The sequence below is a fragment of the Streptomyces sp. NPDC001796 genome, from assembly GCF_042892355.1.
GTDB lineage: Bacteria > Actinomycetota > Actinomycetes > Streptomycetales > Streptomycetaceae > Streptomyces.
Genome location: NZ_JBIAUC010000007.1, coordinates 80,319 through 96,076 on the forward strand (window position 1 = coordinate 80,319; position 15,758 = coordinate 96,076).

At 68.4% G+C, this 15,758-nt stretch carries 11 protein-coding genes and 1 pseudogene; 4 read left to right on the plus strand and 8 right to left on the minus strand.

What is annotated here, in order from left to right:
• Positions 1 to 84: 84 nt before the first annotated feature.
• On the minus strand, positions 85 to 948 hold the full coding sequence (locus ACFYZE_RS16650) for a serine hydrolase (RefSeq protein ID WP_388994378.1): 864 nt from the start codon (positions 946 to 948) through the stop codon (positions 85 to 87).
• A gap of 331 nt (positions 949 to 1,279) precedes the next feature.
• Between ACFYZE_RS16650 and ACFYZE_RS16655 the strand changes: the two genes are divergently transcribed.
• Entirely contained in the window at positions 1,280 to 3,532 is a 2,253-nt protein-coding gene (locus ACFYZE_RS16655; RefSeq protein ID WP_388993711.1) for an ArnT family glycosyltransferase, read from the plus strand.
• On the opposite strand, the pseudogene ACFYZE_RS16660 reads toward ACFYZE_RS16655, so the two are convergent.
• The 5 genes and pseudogenes from ACFYZE_RS16660 to ACFYZE_RS16680 all read right to left on the minus strand — a co-directional run.
• Positions 3,525 to 3,883 (minus strand): annotated as a pseudogene (locus ACFYZE_RS16660) (thiamine pyrophosphate-dependent enzyme); the annotation flags it as partial. The gene ACFYZE_RS16655 and the pseudogene ACFYZE_RS16660 overlap by 8 nt on opposite strands.
• Before the next feature lie 71 nt (positions 3,884 to 3,954).
• Positions 3,955 to 4,680, minus strand: coding sequence for a M48 family metallopeptidase (locus ACFYZE_RS16665; RefSeq protein WP_388993714.1), 726 nt, complete (start codon positions 4,678 to 4,680; stop codon positions 3,955 to 3,957).
• A gap of 58 nt (positions 4,681 to 4,738) precedes the next feature.
• Positions 4,739 to 8,311 carry a type I restriction endonuclease subunit R gene (locus ACFYZE_RS16670; RefSeq protein ID WP_388993716.1) on the minus strand — a complete coding sequence of 1,191 codons (3,573 nt, stop codon included), beginning with the start codon at positions 8,309 to 8,311 and terminating at the stop codon, positions 4,739 to 4,741.
• A gap of 161 nt (positions 8,312 to 8,472) precedes the next feature.
• Complete coding sequence (locus ACFYZE_RS16675; protein WP_388993718.1) at positions 8,473 to 8,835, minus strand: hypothetical protein; 363 nt, start codon at positions 8,833 to 8,835, stop codon at positions 8,473 to 8,475.
• Positions 8,832 to 9,203, minus strand: a complete 372-nt coding sequence (locus tag ACFYZE_RS16680) for a hypothetical protein (RefSeq protein ID WP_388993721.1) — start codon at positions 9,201 to 9,203, stop codon at positions 8,832 to 8,834. Before ACFYZE_RS16680 ends, ACFYZE_RS16675 begins: the two co-directional genes overlap by 4 nt.
• Before the next feature lie 194 nt (positions 9,204 to 9,397).
• On the opposite strand from ACFYZE_RS16680, the gene ACFYZE_RS16685 reads away from it, so the two are divergent.
• The 3 genes from ACFYZE_RS16685 (at position 9,398) to ACFYZE_RS16695 (ending at position 11,358) form a co-directional block, all read left to right on the plus strand.
• Positions 9,398 to 10,192 (plus strand): Scr1 family TA system antitoxin-like transcriptional regulator, encoded by a 795-nt coding sequence (locus tag ACFYZE_RS16685; protein WP_388993724.1) that lies wholly within the window; start codon positions 9,398 to 9,400, stop codon positions 10,190 to 10,192.
• On the plus strand, positions 10,185 to 10,406 hold the full coding sequence (locus ACFYZE_RS16690) for a DUF397 domain-containing protein (protein WP_388993726.1): 222 nt from the start codon (positions 10,185 to 10,187) through the stop codon (positions 10,404 to 10,406). Before ACFYZE_RS16685 ends, ACFYZE_RS16690 begins: the two co-directional genes overlap by 8 nt.
• 128 nt (positions 10,407 to 10,534) lie before the next feature.
• Positions 10,535 to 11,358 (plus strand): IS5 family transposase gene (locus ACFYZE_RS16695; RefSeq protein WP_388993729.1). Its coding sequence is split into 2 segments (ribosomal slippage): positions 10,535 to 10,880 and positions 10,880 to 11,358, totalling 825 coding nucleotides; the frame shifts between segments, so codons are not numbered across the junction.
• A gap of 525 nt (positions 11,359 to 11,883) precedes the next feature.
• Here ACFYZE_RS16695 and ACFYZE_RS16700 read toward each other — a convergent pair.
• Positions 11,884 to 13,095 (minus strand): hypothetical protein, encoded by a 1,212-nt coding sequence (locus tag ACFYZE_RS16700; protein ID WP_388993732.1) that lies wholly within the window; start codon positions 13,093 to 13,095, stop codon positions 11,884 to 11,886.
• Entirely contained in the window at positions 13,085 to 15,706 is a 2,622-nt protein-coding gene (locus tag ACFYZE_RS16705; protein WP_388993735.1) for an N-6 DNA methylase, read from the minus strand. The genes ACFYZE_RS16700 and ACFYZE_RS16705 overlap by 11 nt, the downstream gene beginning before the upstream one ends.
• Positions 15,707 to 15,758: the final 52 nt, after the last annotated feature.

Sequence of the window (15,758 nt, forward strand, 5' to 3'; positions counted from 1 at the left end):
CTGCGCAACATTCGGACTCGTACCGGCGAGTAGGGCAGCCGCGTGATCCGGACCGGATTCCCGGTCATCGGGAGTTCGGCCGTGTCAGCCCGCGGGAGCCGCCGGATACGCCTCCTGCGGCGTGCTCGTGGGCACGAACGTGCTGGTGGTGGACGTCGTCGGCACCAGGTCCCGGTGGATCGCCCTCGCCACGTTCTGGATGGTGGTGACGCCGTAGTTCATCGTGCTGTTGTCCCAGGTCAGCACGGTGATCATGTAGTCGTGGCCGCGGCCGTTGAACGTGCCGACGCTGTGCACCCGCCAGCCGTGCGTGGAGCGCTGCAGCCAGCCGTTCTTGACGTGCACGGCCACGCCGGAGGGCGCGCCGGCCGGAGTGCCCCAGCGCTGCGAGGAGATGACGTTCGCCATCAGCTTCAGCTCGTACGCGCGGGAGTTGTCGCTCAGCACGGAGTTCTTCGCGGTGAGGAGCTTCAGCAGCTTCTGCTCGTCCTGCGCGGTGATCTGGGTCAGGCCCCAGTAGCCGTTCGCGCCCGGCTTGGTCTGGGTCATGCCGGCGGCGGCGAGGAAGCCCTTGATCTTCGTCAGGCCCAGCTGCTTCCACAGCGCGCTGGTGGCGTTGTTGTCCGACTTGGTGATCATGGCCGTGGCGAGGCTGTTCTCACGGCTCGTCAGATAGCGGTTGTGCTTCTTCGCGTCCCACAACAGGGTGGCGAGCACGGTGACCTTCACCACACTGGCCGAGTCGTAGGCGGACGTGCCGCGCAGCGAGCAGGTGGTGTTGGTGGAGCGGTCGTACAGGCCGACCGCGACGGTGCCCTTGCGGCCGGCGAGGGCCGAGGTGATGTCGTTCTGCAGCTTGGCGGCCAGGCCCGCCTTGCCCGAGGTGCAGCTGACGGTGGGCGTGGCGGCGGCAGCGGGCGCGGCGGCCGCCACGAACGGTACGAGCATGCCGACGCCGAGCCCGGCTGCGAGGACCCGAGTTCTCTGCAGTGCCGGGAAAATGCCGGATATCCGGTGAGTCATAGAGGTTGACCATCCTCTTACATGGACGAGAGCGCGCCCCCCGGGCGCGCTCGTGCCCTATTGACTCACGGGAATGTCCGAAAGTTGTAGGCGAGTTCGGTCACACAATCGTTCGCAGGCCGGTTCACACCCGCAATCGCGGCGCCCCCGTGAGGAACCTCTCACTTGCCGTCCGCTTACCGGGCTCTCACCCATCCACAGCTCACGCCCAGGCGGACCACAGTCCGTACCCAAGGCGTCCCTGCACGGTGCACTGGTGACCTCTGCCACACATCCTCGCTCCGAAGTCCCCGGCCGCCCCCCGGCCCCCGGTTCACCGGCCGCCGGGCCGCCCCACGGTCCGTCCCCCGACGACGGCACCGCGCCGCGCTGGTCGCTGCCGGCGTTGCTCGGCATCCTGGCGCTGGCCGCGGTGCTGTACTCCTGGAACCTGTCCGGATCGAGCCTGAACAGCTTCTACAGCGCGGCCGTGCTGAGCGGCACCCAGAGCTGGAAGGCGTGGTTCTTCGGCTCGTTGGACGCGGGCAACTTCCTCACCGTCGACAAACCGCCGCTCGCGCTGATGGTCATGGGACTGTCGTGCCGCGTGTTCGGCTTCGGCACCTGGCAGATGATGGCGCCGATGATCGTCGCCGCGCTGGCGACCATCTGGATCCTGCACTCCTCCGTGAAGCGGGTGTGGGGCCACGGGGCGGCGGCCGTCGCGGCGCTGGTGCTCGCGCTGACGCCCATCACGGTCGCCATCAACCGCGACAACAACCCGGACACGCTGCTGGTCCTGCTGATGGTCGGCGCGGCGGCGCTCGCGCTGCGCGCGGTGACGAACGGCCGGCTGCTGCCGCTGATCGGCTCGGCGCTGTGCTTCGGACTCGCCTTCAACACGAAGATGCTCCAGGGCTACATCGCCCTGCCCGCCGTGTTCGCGGTCTACCTGTTCGCGGCCCGCGTCGGCGTGCTGAAGAGGATTGTGAACCTGCTCGTGGCCGGCGTGGCCCTGGCCGTCTCCAGCTTCTGGTGGGCCGTGGCCGTGTCGCTGGTGCCCGCCTCCGAGCGGCCGTACATCGGCGGCTCGACGGACGGCACCGCATGGAACCTGATCATGGGCTACAACGGCCTCGGCCGTGTGTTCGGCGGCGAGGGCAACGGCGGTGGCAGAGGCGGCGGAGGCGGCGGAGGCGGCGGCTTCTCCGGCAGTGCGGGCATCGGCCGCATGTTCAACGACATCCTGGGCGGCCAGATCTCCTGGCTGATCCCCTTCGCGGCCATCTCCTGCGTCGGCGGCCTGATCCTGTGCGGCCGCGCCCCGCGCACCGACCTGACGCGGGCCGCACTGCTGCTGTGGGGCGGCTGGACGGCGCTGCACTACCTGACCTTCGCCATGGCCGAGGGCACCATGCACCCGTACTACACGACCGCGCTCGCCCCCGGCATCGCGGCCCTGTGCGGGGGCGGCGGCACGATGCTGCTGCGCGCGTTCCGCGCCGACAGGCGCTGGGCGTGGGTGCTTCCGGCGGGACTGGCCGTGACGGCCGTCTGGGCGATCGTGCTGCTGCGCCGGGCCTCCGGCTGGAACACCTGGCTGTGGCCGGCCATCGGTGTGGTCATGGCGGCGGCGGTCGTCGGCCTGTTCGTCTTCCGCTCGGACGACCGCGTCCGGCTCCTGGCGGCCTCCGTCACCGCGGCGGTCGTCGCGGCGCTCGCGGGCCCGGCGGCGTACGCCTGGTCGGTGCCGTCCCGTTCGGGCGACGGCGGCATGGGCGGCACGAACCCGACCGCCGGCCCCTCCACGGGCGGCGGCTTCGGCGGCGGGCCCGCCCGCGGCCGCGGCGCCTTCGGCGGCAACGGCGGCCCCGGCAACGGCGGGATGCCGGGCGGCGGCCAGCAGGGCTCAGGCCAGAACGCCGAGGCCGGTGGGGCCCCGGGCGGCGGCGCACCCGGCGGCGGCTTCCCCGGCGGCGGCTTCCCCGGCGGCCAACAGGGCGGCGGCAACGCCGAGACGGGCGGTACGCCCCCGAACGGCACCGGCGGCGAGCCCGGCACCCAGGACGGTGCGACCGGCGACGACCGCACGCGCGGGGGCTTCGGCGGCGGCCCCGGTCGCATGGGCGGGGCGAGCAGCGAGCTCATCGCCTACCTGAAGAAGCACCGGGACGGGGCCACGTGGCTGCTCGCGGTCTCCAACTCGCAGGGTGCGGCGCAGATCGAGTTGAGCAGCGGCGTGCCGGTCATCTCCATGTGGGGATTCACCGGCACCGATCGGGCGATGACCGTGGCGAAGCTGGAGGAGCTGGTGAAGAAGGGCGAACTCCACTACGTCCAGCTCGGCGGGGGCATGGGAGGCGGCCCGGGCGGCGGCAACAACAACCTCAGCTCCGAGGTGACGTCCTGGGTCCGGAAGCACGGCACGGCGGTGAAGGAGAGCGCCTACGGCAAGACCACGACAGCGAACTCCTCGTCGCAGACCAGCCAGTCGACGCTCTACCGCCTGGACCCGTCCGACGTCAGCTGAGGTGCGTCGGCGCGAACATCCGCAGGAGCGCCGGCAGGACGACCACCGAAGGCCCTGGTTCCGCCAGGGCCTTCGCCAGGTCGGCCTCCAGGGTCTCGGGGGTCGTACGCACGCCCGGGACGCCGAAGGACTCCGCCAGGGCCACGTAGTCGGGACGGGTCAGTTCCGTCGCCGTGGCCTGACCGAAGGCGTCCGTCATGTACTCGCGCAGAATGCCGTAGCCGCCGTCGTCGACGATCAGCCAGGTGACCGGGAGGTCGTACTGGCGGGCGTGGCCAGTTCGGCGATCGAGTAGAGCGCTCCGCCGTCGCCCGACACCGCCAGGACCGGGCGCGTCGGGTCCGCCGAGGCCGGAGTAGGTGGACGCGTCTGGTGGCACTGCGGTAACTGAACTCCCTACAAGCGAGGAGTCACGCCAGGACTTACCGAATATCGCCCATCCAAAGTCGTCGCCCTAGCTCGTCGAGGTCCGCACGCCGCTCTTCGTACTCGGGCAGCGCGCTCCGCAGCAGCCGCCAGAAGTCCTCGCGGTGCCCGGACACTTTCACGTGGGCCAGTTCATGCGCGATGACGTAGTCGATCAGGTGCATGGGCAACTGGAAGAGCGGCCACCCGAGACTCATCAGACCCTTGGCGCCCGACCCGGCCTGCGGCGGCCGGTACGAACCCCACCGGTCTCCCAGGTCCCGCACGTCGATTTCCGGCTCGGGCACCCCCATGCGGGCCGCCCAGGGCTGAAGCCGGTGTCCCGTCCAGTTCCGGCCGGCCCGGCAGTACCAGTCGACCAGCGCCGCCCGACCCGCCTGCGGCTCCGCCGCCAGATCCGGGCCCATGACAAGGCGCCCCGCGATCAGCCGGACTCCTCCGGTCGCCCCCTCCTCACCGGACACGGCCAGCCGGTACGTACGCCCCAGGTAACGGAAGACCTCTCCGTCGACGAACTGTTTGACGGGACTGAGGGGGCGTGTGCGCTCCCGCTCGTGCCGCTTGGTCAGCAACCAGTTCCGGTGCGCGCGTACGAACTGCTTCGCTTCGGCTGTCGAACGCCCGGCAGGGGTGTGCAGGGTGAGGGTCGCGTCGGTCTCGACGGTCAGTGCGAACCGTTTCCTGCGGGCACTGACGCACACACGCAGAGCCAATCCGTCCACCGTGAGCAGGGATGGGGGGACGGAGTATGTCGAAGGATCGGCCGGCGCGGTCACCCAGTCATTCTCCCCTCGCCCTGGCCCGGAACTGCCGAAGGTTGTCCTGCGCGAAGGAGGCGAGGCGCTCGGCCGCGCTGTCCAACGGCGCCCAGTCCGCACCCACCGGCCGGACCCCGCTGCTGAGCAGGACTTCGTGAAGGTCTCCGGCCAGCATGCTGATGTCCTGGTGCTGTCCCTGGTACGAGGCCCTGGCCATGACCTGGGTGGCGACGTCGCACACCTTGCCCGTGAGCTGCCGGACGTCTGCGCCACCGGCGAGCCTGATCCCGGGTGTGTCCTCCAGGATCTGTTCCACGAGCCGATACACCCTCTGTTCGAGCGGCGTCAGACCGGCGAGTTCCGGGGACTCCTCCTGTTCCTGCCTGGCCTCCTCGATGAGCGGGCCGAACTCCTCGATCTGCTCCTCGAAGCGACCCGGCATCGTGCGCAGGATCTCTTCCAGGCGCTTGGAGAGCCGCTCGTACTTCGCGGGGTCCTCCCTCTTCGTCCGCTCCTCCAGGTGGAAGCGGAGCGCGTGGCCCATCTCCGCCGCGGCCTCCTGCGGCGGCAGCCGCCGCACGGCGTCGTCGAAGGTGAGCGCGGTGAGCGAGACCGGTGGAATGACCTGATCGATCTCCGGGCCTTCGAGGTGGTCGGCGATCATGGCTCGGACCTTGCGGCCGTACCGGCGCATCGTGAACGTGCCGCCCTCGTCGTCCCGGCACAGGCGCCGCACCCGCTTCTGGAGCAGGCTCCAACGCCTGGCGTCCCCGACGTAATTCAGGGCATCTTCGTGCGGAAGAACGCGCTCGAGGGTGGCGAGGAACGCGTGCAGCACCTCGTCGAAGCCGAACCGAAGGTCTTCGGGTTGCAGTGCGAGAGCTGCGGGCCCCAGCTTGGCGAGCTGGTCGAGCTCCGCGTCGTCGATTCCGTTGTGCCGCAGGAAGTCCCGGACCTTCTGGGCCGCGGGCCCGAGTTCGTTCACCTCGTAGGACAGGTCGCGCATGGTGTCGGTGACATCGGCGTTCCGGTACCCGGCCAGTGCGCTGGACAGATGCTCGAAGACGCCGTAGTAGTCGACGACGTAACCGACTTCCTTGCCGGGCGAGGTCCGGTTGACACGCGCGACGGCTTGGAGCAGCTCGGCGTCCCGGATCGGCCGGTCCAGGTAGAGCACCTGTTCGCGCGGCGCGTCGAATCCCGTGAGCAGCATGGACTTCACGATCAGAAACGCGATGGGGCTGTCGGGGTGCACGGGGTCGGGCACCGAGGTGGGAAGCGGCGGCTGCTCGCTGTTGGCGGCCTCGGACCACGGGGCGTTCAAGCCGTCGGCCTGGTCGGTCGGCGGTATCGGGGCCTGCGGTGGGTTGAAGGGGGTCACGGCGACCCACTCCGCGTCGGGCGCCAGTTCGGGGAACGCCTTCTGGAAGCGCTCGGTGTACGCCTCCTGGCGGCCGGCGTCGGTCCACTCCCGCCACTCCCCCCGCTTGCGGCCTGAGCCCGGTGAGATGATGGGGACGAAGTCGATCCGGCGCAGCAGCGCCCGGAATTGGTAAGCCTGGTGGAGGTAGCGCAGCCTGCCGGACAGCTTCTCCGGCGGAATCCCGGCCACCGACTCCGGGTCGAAATCGGACAGCCGGGCCAGCAGTTCGTCACGCGCCTTGCGCAGGGCGTGGTGGTACTGCACGGCCGCCTTCCGGCTGACGGCAGCCACCTGCGCCTTGAAGCCGCCGGGCAGCACGGTGGTGACCCAGTGCTCCAGCATGTCCTCGGCCTTCGCCTCGATCATGGGAACGGACTCGGCGACGTCCCGCTCGGTGGGCCACCGCTTGAGCAGCGCGGCCCGCTCCTCGGGGGTGCGGTCCCGGACGAGGTCGTCGAACCCTCTGTCGAGGACCTCCCCGTCACGGACCTCGCCTTCCCCGGTCCGCCCCTCGTAGCGGATACGCACGACGACGCCGTCGTGCTCGGCGTCCTCCATCCGGTACTCGTCGAGGAAGCCTCGCGGCGAGTCCCCCCGCCCGAAGATCCGGCGCGTGTCCTCCTCACGCCCGGTGATGATCGGCGTACCCGTGAACCCGATCTTGGCGGCATTCGGGACCGCCTTGCGCAGCGCGGCGTGCAGGACGCTGGTGTGGGAGCGGTGTGCCTCGTCGACGAGGACGAGGATGTCCGGTGAGGTGTTGCACTCGGGGAAGTCCGGGACAGGGCCGGGGCTTTCGTCCTCGCTGCGGCCTGTTCCCTCTGCCGTCAGATCCCGGTCGTCTGCGCTGCCTTCCGCGTCCCCGGCGAAGGTGAACCCGGTCCCGTACTTCTGGATCATGCCGAAGACGACGCGCCGCCCACCGTCGCGCAGCAGCCCTTCCATCTGCGTCCGGGTCTCCGCCGTCTCGACGTCGGACTCGCTGAGCTTCAGTGTCCGCGAGAGCTGGGTCTGCAACTGGGTGCGGTCGGTGACCACGACCACCGTGAACTCACTGAGCCGAGGGTGCAGGTGCACCCGTCGCACCAGGAACGTCATGGTCAGCGACTTGCCGGAGCCCTGCGTGTGCCAGATGACACCGCCGCGCTCGTCCTCGGTGTCACGCCCGGCACGGGCCCGCCCGGTCAGCAGTCTGCGTACGGCCTTCTCGGCGGCCCGGTACTGCTGGTGCCGGGCGACGGCCTTCACGGTCCGCACGGCCCCGCCGTCCGCATCCGACTCGACGGTCATCGGGATCACGTAGTGCCGTACGACGTTGAGCAGGGCGGCCGGCCGCAGGACCACACCGACAAGCTTCTGCTGCTCGCCGAGCGGCGCGGGCGCAGCCGAACCGGCGCCGTCCACGAGCAGCCCGGCGGTACGCAGCTCCCGCCGCAGCGTGCTCTCCTCCTCCGGTTCGACGCTGCGCCACGGGTGGAAGTGCTCGGGCTCAGAGGTGACGGTGCCCAGGTGGGCGGTCTCGCCGGTCGCGGCGACGAGGAGCTGCACGGTCCGGAACAGTTCCGGCACGCCGGCGGGGACCGGAGCACCGGTGGCGTCGAGGTCAAGGACGGGATTCCCCGCGTAGTGCCGGAGATCGAGCACGGCACTGCGGACGGGCTCGGCGAGATCGGGGCTCTTGCACTCGACGACGACGAGCGGGATGCCGTTCACGAAGAGGACGAGGTCGAGTATGGACAGTTCGCCGGAGCGGCTGCGCACACGGAGTTGGTCGACGACGGTGAAGGTGTTGCGCGTGATGAGGTCCGGATGCCACTCGACGTACTGGACGGTGGCGGACGGACCACCGTGCGCGGCGGAGGGTGAGGGAAGCGTCCAGCCGTGGAGCAGCATGTCGGTGGCGGCGAGGTTCGCCTGCACGACGCCCTTGCCCAGGGAGAGGGAGGCAAGCTCGCCGACCGCCCGCCGGATGTCGTCCTCACCCATCCAGGGCTGACCGTCACTGCCCCGGAGGTTGATCCGCCGCAGCGCGGGCCCGAGCTGGTCGACGAGCAGCGGCACCGCCGCGTCGAGCGTGTCCAGCTCCACGCCCGGGACGTGCGTCCACCCCATGGCCTCCAACTGCGCGACTAACGGCCGCTCCACCTCGTCCCGCTCGACGTGCACCACCACAGCCCCGCGCCTCTCTCCGTACGTCCCGCTGTTCCCCGGAGATCCATTCTGCGCCCGGGGGGCGGGGTGAGGGGAAGAGAACGGGACGTAGGACCCGGCTGAGCGCGCGGACACACGGGGCTTTGTGCCGGTACGTCCACACGCTCGGCGGAGGGGGTGGGTCAGGTGCCGGGGGCCTCTTCCGGGACGGCGCGTGAGTCCTCGTCGTCGCGGGGCACGGCGAGGCGCGCTCCTCTGCTGCGGGCGATGCGGTGTACGTCGTGGAGCGCCTCGGCCAAACGAGATGCGAGGTAGCGGAGTTGAGGCGTGGTGGCCTTGGCGTCTCCCAGGAGATCGACGGCGTGGCCGAGGAGGTCGTCGGCCATGCCGAGCTGGACGGCTTCGACGTCGTCGGCAAGGCGCGAAAGACGGCTGGTTCCGGTGTCGTCGGTGACGAGGTAGCAGGGGTTACCGTCGAGGTTGGACCAGGGGAGGAGGCGGGGCCGGCCTGACGAGGTGGCGGCGTCGTGACTCTTGTAGATCATGAGACGGCCACCTCGTTGCCCCAGATCCGGCGCGAGCCGACGTCGAAGCCGTGGATGCGCCGTGGCCCTACGTCGATGCCGTGCACGGCGAGCCAGAGGGTCCGGCGACGGCCGCGCTGCTGCCTGGCCTGGGCACGTCGTTCGTGGGCGAGGAGGTAGGGGCGGACGAGCCGGGAGTCCTCGCCGCAGAGGAGGGCTTCGTGCGGGGAGGGGCGGCGGCCGGGCGAGACGGGGGCGGCCGGCACGGGGGTGGGCCGCGCCGCTCCCCCGGCGCGGTGTCGGTGCCGGTTCCGGTGCCGGTGGCGCCCGGAGGCGGGCCACAGGAGCCGCAGCAGCGGCTCGACGAGGCAGGCGATACGGTGCAACATGTCTTCAACTCCAGTGCGGTTGAGGGCCATGCCCCCGGGCCGTCGGTAGCGGTCGCGGGGGTCTTCCGTGCCCAAGGGCAGGTCGACGTGCATGGACGTCGCTGTGTAGCGATCCACTCACAGAGTGAGACGGGCCGGGCTAGGCTCGCCAGAGGGTCAGAGGTGACAACGCATCTGTCACACGGGAGTTCACGGTGAGCAACATCTATGGGGAGTGGTTGAAGGCGCAGCGCGAGGCGGCCGGGATGACACAGCAGGAGTTGGCGACAGCCGCCGTCATGACGCGTTCGCACATCGCGCACATTGAGGCGGGGCGGCGCACCCCGTCCAAGGAGGACGCGAGACGCCTCGACAGGGCGCTGAACACGGGCGATGTGCTGAGCAGCTTCCTGCCGGACGAGGACACCGCTGTCGCGGGGTACTTCGAGGCGGCCCTTCAGCTCGAACAGCAGGCGACGATGATCCGGGAGTTCGCCCTGTCGTTCATCCCCGGCATCCTCCAGACGGAAAGGTACGCACGTGCAGTTCTGAGTACGTCGTTCCCTCCGGTGGGTGAAACGGAATGTGACAGGCTCGTTGTCACACGCCTTGAGCGGGCGAAGATCCTGGAGGACCCGGTGACACCCGTAGTGTGGGCACTGCTTGACGAGGCTGTGCTGCGGCGGGTGGTGGGCGGGCCGGACGTCATGGCGGAACAACTCCGCCACATCGTGAAGCTGGCGGAATCAGGACGCGTACGCGTCCACGTGTTGCCCTTCGCGCTGGGGGTCCACCCCCTCATGCAGAGCATGCTCACCCTGCTCAAGTTCGAGGATCAGCCTCCGGTGGCGTACTCCGAAGGCATCCAGGTAGGCAGGATTCACGACTCTCCCGCCATGGTCGACCGCCTTGAAGGCACCTACGATCTCGCGCTAGGCGACGCAATGCCGCTCAAGGAGTCACTGACCCTGATGAGGGCGACAGCAAAGGACTACGAACACCGTGAATGAACCCATCATCCCCAACGCCTCCTCCCTGCACGGCTGGCGCAAGTCGACGTACAGCGGCAACGAAGGCGGCAGCTGCATCGAGGTTTTGGACGGCTACACGACCGGTGTCCCGGTCCGCGACTCGAAGGCCCCGCAGGGGCCCGCACTGGTCTTCTCGTCGACCGGCTGGTCATCGTTCGTCGCAGCGGTCAAGGACGGCCTGCTGCCCGCCTGACCGCTCACCGTCACGATCCGTCCGGCCCGCCTTAGTGCGCGGGCCGGACGTCGCCCGCTTAGAACCCCTAACGAAATGATCTTCGAAGTGGTTGGATCACCCCGGGACTGCTGATCCGGAGGTGTGCGGTGGCGCGGCCGAAGCCGTGGGAAGTCGACGACGAACTGTGGGCAGTGATCGAGCCGCTACTGCCCAAGGTTGAGCGCCGGACCCGGCACCCTGGGCGCAAGCGGCATCCGGACCGGTTGGTGTTCCAGGGCATCCTGTTCGTGCTGCACACGGGGATCTCCTGGGAACACCTGCCGCAAGAACTCGGCTTCGGGTCAGGCATGACCTGCTGGCGGCGCCTGGCCGAGTGGACCGAGGCTGGCGTGTGGTCCCGGCTGCACGAGGTTCTCCTCGCCAAGCTCCGCAACGCCAACGCCCTGGACTTCTCCCGGGCGGCCGTCGACGGCTCCCACATCCGCGCGTTAAAGGGGGAGCCAAGACCGGACGAAGCCCTGTCGACCGGGGCAGAGCGGGCAGCAAGCACCACCTGATCACCGATGCCACCGGCATCCCGCTCGCCGCCACCCTGACCGGCGGCAATCGCAACGACGTCACCCAGCTCATCCCGCTGCTGCAGGCCGTGCCGCCAGTGCGGGGCAAACGCGGCCGGCCCCGGCGCCGCCCGGACGTGGTGCTCGGTGATCGGGGTTACGATCACGACAAGTACCGCCGCCTGGTCTGGGACCTCGGAGTGAAGCCAGTGATCGCTCGCCGTGGTACCGAGCACGGCTCCGGCCTGGGCACTCAGCGCTGGGTCGTAGAGCGCACGTTCGCCCACCTGCACTGGTTCCGCCGTCTACGCATCCGCTGGGAGATACGCGACGACATCCACGAAGCTTTCCTCAGACTCGCGTGCGCGTTGATCTGCTGGAGGCGGCTCAGGTCGTTGGGCGGGCAACCCTAGAAGGGGGGCCAGCAGGAACCGGCGGGAGGCGCGGGATTAACACGATTCCCGCGACGCATTTCCAATGGCCAGCGCTGGTCAATGACGGACGCGGCCTCCTTGCAGGCGCCACACGCGTTACTCCGATCCGGCATCCACCAGTACGGAGAGACCGAGAGACCCTCGTGTTCTATGCCGCACAGGGTCGCGCCGGAGCCTGTGTAGGCGTAGGCCGTGTCATAGGCATGGGCCACGTTCTCCGGGAGGCTCGGTGATTCTGCCCGCTCCCAGCGCCCGTACATGGGCTGGTACTGCGGCCGTGAAACCTCATGGGGATCTTGTCCCAGCTCGGTCCACGCGTAGCACCAGGAGCAGAACCACCGCTCCTTCACCGGCAAGTCCCACGCCGCTCGCGGTTCCGCTACCGGCGCCTGCCGCATCTCGTGTCCACACACATCACACGTCACAGCCGGATCCTGCCATGGCAACTCCACACCTACCTCTGGCAGCAGGATCCTCGGCCGAACCGCATTCCGATAGGGGTTCTTAGGCCGCCACAGCAGATACCGCAACCCGTCCCGACAGCAAGTCGTCCACAAGCCCCTGCTTGAGTTGACGCAGTTTCGCAAGCTCGGCCACCTCTGCCAGCCTCTGATCGTCTACGGCATTGAGCCGCTCAAGAAACGCCAACTGCCCCAACAAACCCATTTTCGGGAACGGACAATTACGCACGTCATCGGCATTAATGCTGGCTTGAGAGATGGCACTCTTAGCACGCTGCAGAAAGTACCGCTTGACTACCGAGCTCCCCAACCACGTTTCAGTGAACAAAGGCTCGGCAGCGGAACGACGCAGTTTGCATCGCATCATGTTCGACTCAAAAATCGTTGGCTCAGTCAAGCGCCGCACTGATGTTGACTTGCCAACGAGGTCGAGCGTATTCACGCGATTGATTACAATATCCCCTACCTCCAGCCCATATCGTGCAACTTCGTCACCACTAACGGCGACGCGCAACAGACCCCGAGTAAAATCGGACTTCCCCCTGGAGAAGCTGTCAATGCGCACGATAGGGGTGCCTTGCAGACCGTACGAGTTTGCGGGCTTGTAGATCCCATTCTGGGGCCCTTGCTTGAGCACCGCATCGAACAGTCCGCACTCCAGCTCGGCAAGCTCCTCTATCAAACCGGAGCGCAACGCCTCAAACTTAGCAATCGACGCCTCGATGCCCCGCTCCAGCTCAGTGAAACTGTTGATTATCTCAACGATCCGCCGCTGCTCATCAACCGAAAAATCAGGCACAGGAAGTTGGCGCAGCACATCGCCTGAAATCTTCACCATGCTCTCCGAAGTCCCCTGCGCCATAGCCATTACACGTCGCCGTGTTCGCGGAGAACGAAGCACCAACTCAAGGAACTCAACCAAGTAACGCTTAGAGGGACGGACGCGCATCATCAGATCGGGATAGATGCATGGGGTTCCGACATCGCGATAGACCCCCACCATCCCCACCAACGTCCGAGTGTTCGCGCGGCTGACCAGCAGGTCGCCATCCTGAAGGATCGCAGGATGCATCACCGACACCGACCCAGGGGCGTTCTTCAGCTGGACAGGATTGAAGCCCTTAGCCGATAGGCACCCAAGGCCCAACATCTGAACTCCGGTCCAGGCCTGGCTCTCTGGCGGCGAATAGCCATTGCGGATCGGCTCAGCCAAGACGTCGGAAAGCTTCAACTCCGACCAAACGTCACCTGGCATAGCCCAGCTCCTCAAGAAACCCATCCAACTTCGCCGCAACCGCTCCCTGCCCCGCCCGAATCTCCCTCAAGGAAACCGCGTACTTCTGCTCCCACGTCTCATAGGAAGCCGCCAGCTCCCGCTGCCGCCGCACCACATGCCCGTCCAGCTTCGCCGCCAGGTCGTCCCGCAGCAGGTCGAGCACCACCCGGCGCTCCCCCTCCGCGTCCAGCTCCGCCCGTGCCCGGAACAAGCGCGGCGGTTCCTCCCCCAGCGTCGGCGGATCGCTCGGGTACGGATACCGGTGGAAGTCCGCCTCAAGGCGTTTGATGTCTGCGCCCGCCTTCGTGCGTGCTTTCTTCACCCGGGCCAGCTCAGCCGTGAGCTCCGCCAACTCCTCCACACTCAGCGCGACTTCTTCCGAGTCGGCCTCGCTGTCGGACGGCTCACCGTCAGCCTCCGGCTCCTCACCGCCCCCGGAGAGCCGAGCACTCAGCTCCTTGAACCGCGCGTCCGCCTCCGCCTTGCGTGCGTCCGCCTCCGCCAGCTCATCCAGGAACCCGGGAGCAATGGCGGCCACCACCTTGTGGCCGTACGCCTGGCGCCGCTCCGCCGCCGTCCGCGTCCGCAGCTTCTTCGTCCGTGCGTCCTGTTCGGGCGAGAGCATCGTGTCGACGTTCTCGACCCATCCGTCCACAACACCGCCGAACCCGTTCTCCGACAGCGCGAGCAGGTCGTATTTCGCGTCCCACCACCAACCCGCGACCGCCCCCGCCAACGCGTACCGGTCCAGCAGCCCGACCCGGCCCAGCCGTTCCCCGAACGACTTCATCAACTGCCCCCGCACTGCCATCAATGCGGCCTTGCGCTCGGAGGACGTGGAGGAAGCGAGGACTTCGGGCGTGGCCGCCACCGCCTCCAGCCGCAGGGCGGCCTCCTCCTCCCACCACTTGGCGAACTCCGCCCGCAGCGCCTCCTCCCGGGGCCGGGCCAGCTCGCCCAGATCGGGACGGCCGCCCGCCGCCTCGTCCCGGAAGTCGACGTACGCCGGGTCCGCCGGCTCCCGCTCCACGAACAGGTCGGTCACCCCGATCCCGTACGAGTCGAGCAGCGGCTTCTTCGCTTCGATCTCCGCGCGCGGCACCCCGCCCACCAGATGCGCCCGCACGTCCTGCGGCTCCGGCGGCGGCGTGTTGTCCACATACCGGCGGATGTTGAGGTTGTCGTTGTTGGCGGCGAGTTCCTCGCGGGTCACGATCCGCGAGAAGCCGGGTACCTCCTCGTACGCGTGGAAGGTCGAGACGATCTTCTCGGCGTGCTCGGGGAGCAGAATGTTCTGCGCCCGCTCCGCGTGGAACTCGCGGTCGGCGTTGATGAACAGCACCTTGCCCTCCCGCGCCCGGTCCTTCCGGCCCGGCGGGCGGAGCACCAGGATGCAGGCCGGGATGCCGGTCCCGTAGAAGAGGTTCGGGGCGAGGCCGATGACCGCCTCGATGGTGTCCTTCTCCAGCAGTTCCGTACGGATCGTCTTCTCACCGCCGCCACGGAACAGCACCCCGTGTGGCATGACCGTGATCACCATGCCGCCGCGAGGGCCCTCCCGCCTGGCCTCCCACAGCATGTGCTGGAGGAACATCAGGTCGGCCTTGCCGCGCTCGCTCGTCGCCCCGTACTTGGCACGCTCGGCCGGGTGCGCCAGGTCTGCAAGGGTGTAGTCCAGGGAGAACGGGGGATTGCTGAGCACCCCGTCGAACCGGTCCTCGTCCGAGCGCGGAACGTGCGCCGGCTGCGACAGCGTGTCCCCGGTGGCCAGGTCGAAGCGACGTACGCCGTGCAGCACCATGTTCATCGTCGACATGATCCAAGAGCCGGAGTTGGCGTCCTGTCCGGCGAAGAACATCGACGATGTGTCGCCGCCGTGCTCCTCCACGTACTCCGCCGCGTGGATGAGCATGCCGCCCGAGCCGACGCACGGGTCGTAGATCCTCATGTTCTCGGTGGGGGCGAGGAGCTCGACCATCATGCGGACCACGGCGCGCGGGGTGTAGAACTCGCCGCCCTTGCGTCCGGCCGTGTCCGCGAACTCCTTGATCAGGTACTCGTACGCGGCACCGATCAGGTCAGGGAACTCGAAGTCGTCCGTGCGCAGCCGGATACGCCCGAAGTGCGCGATGAGAAGCTTCAGGCGCTGGTCGGCGAGCTTGGCCGCGCCGGACGCGGCCCCCGATCCACCGATGCGGTTGAAATCGAGGTGATCGAAGAGGCCCTTGAGCTTCGCGTTCTGACTCTCGAGCGCTTGTAGCGCGGGACGCAGCGCCTTCTCGTTGATGTTGTGGGGGACAGCGGAGATCCTGTGCCAACGGGCCTGCTCGGGCACGTACAGCACATCGCGCTTGCGGTAGGGGCCCGGCTGCTCAAGGTAGCCGCGAAGGTCCTCGTCGCCGAGCTTCAGCTCCTCGACGGCATACTGCCGGAGCCTGTCCCTGGCCGCCTCGAACTCGTCGTTGGCGCGCTTCAGGAAGAGCAGCCCGAAGATGTAGTCCTTGTACTCGGAGGCGTCCATCGTGCCGCGCAGAATGTCCGCGGCGGCCCACAGATGGCGTTCCAGCTGCGCGAGCGTGAGCTTGGCCACGTACGACTCCCTACAACCCGACCTGAGACAACGGAGAGACCTTATTGCCCGG

Excerpts from the sequence above, each read along its gene's own strand:
- ACFYZE_RS16700 (WP_388993732.1), bottom strand. The coding sequence starts at position 13,095 with ATGCCAGGTGACGTTTGGTCGGAGTTGAAGCTTTCCGACGTCTTGGCT.
- ACFYZE_RS16650 (WP_388994378.1), bottom strand. The coding sequence starts at position 948 with ATGCTCGTACCGTTCGTGGCGGCCGCCGCGCCCGCTGCCGCCGCCACG.
- ACFYZE_RS16675 (WP_388993718.1), bottom strand. The coding sequence starts at position 8,835 with ATGATCTACAAGAGTCACGACGCCGCCACCTCGTCAGGCCGGCCCCGC.
- ACFYZE_RS16680 (WP_388993721.1), bottom strand. The coding sequence starts at position 9,203 with ATGTTGCACCGTATCGCCTGCCTCGTCGAGCCGCTGCTGCGGCTCCTG.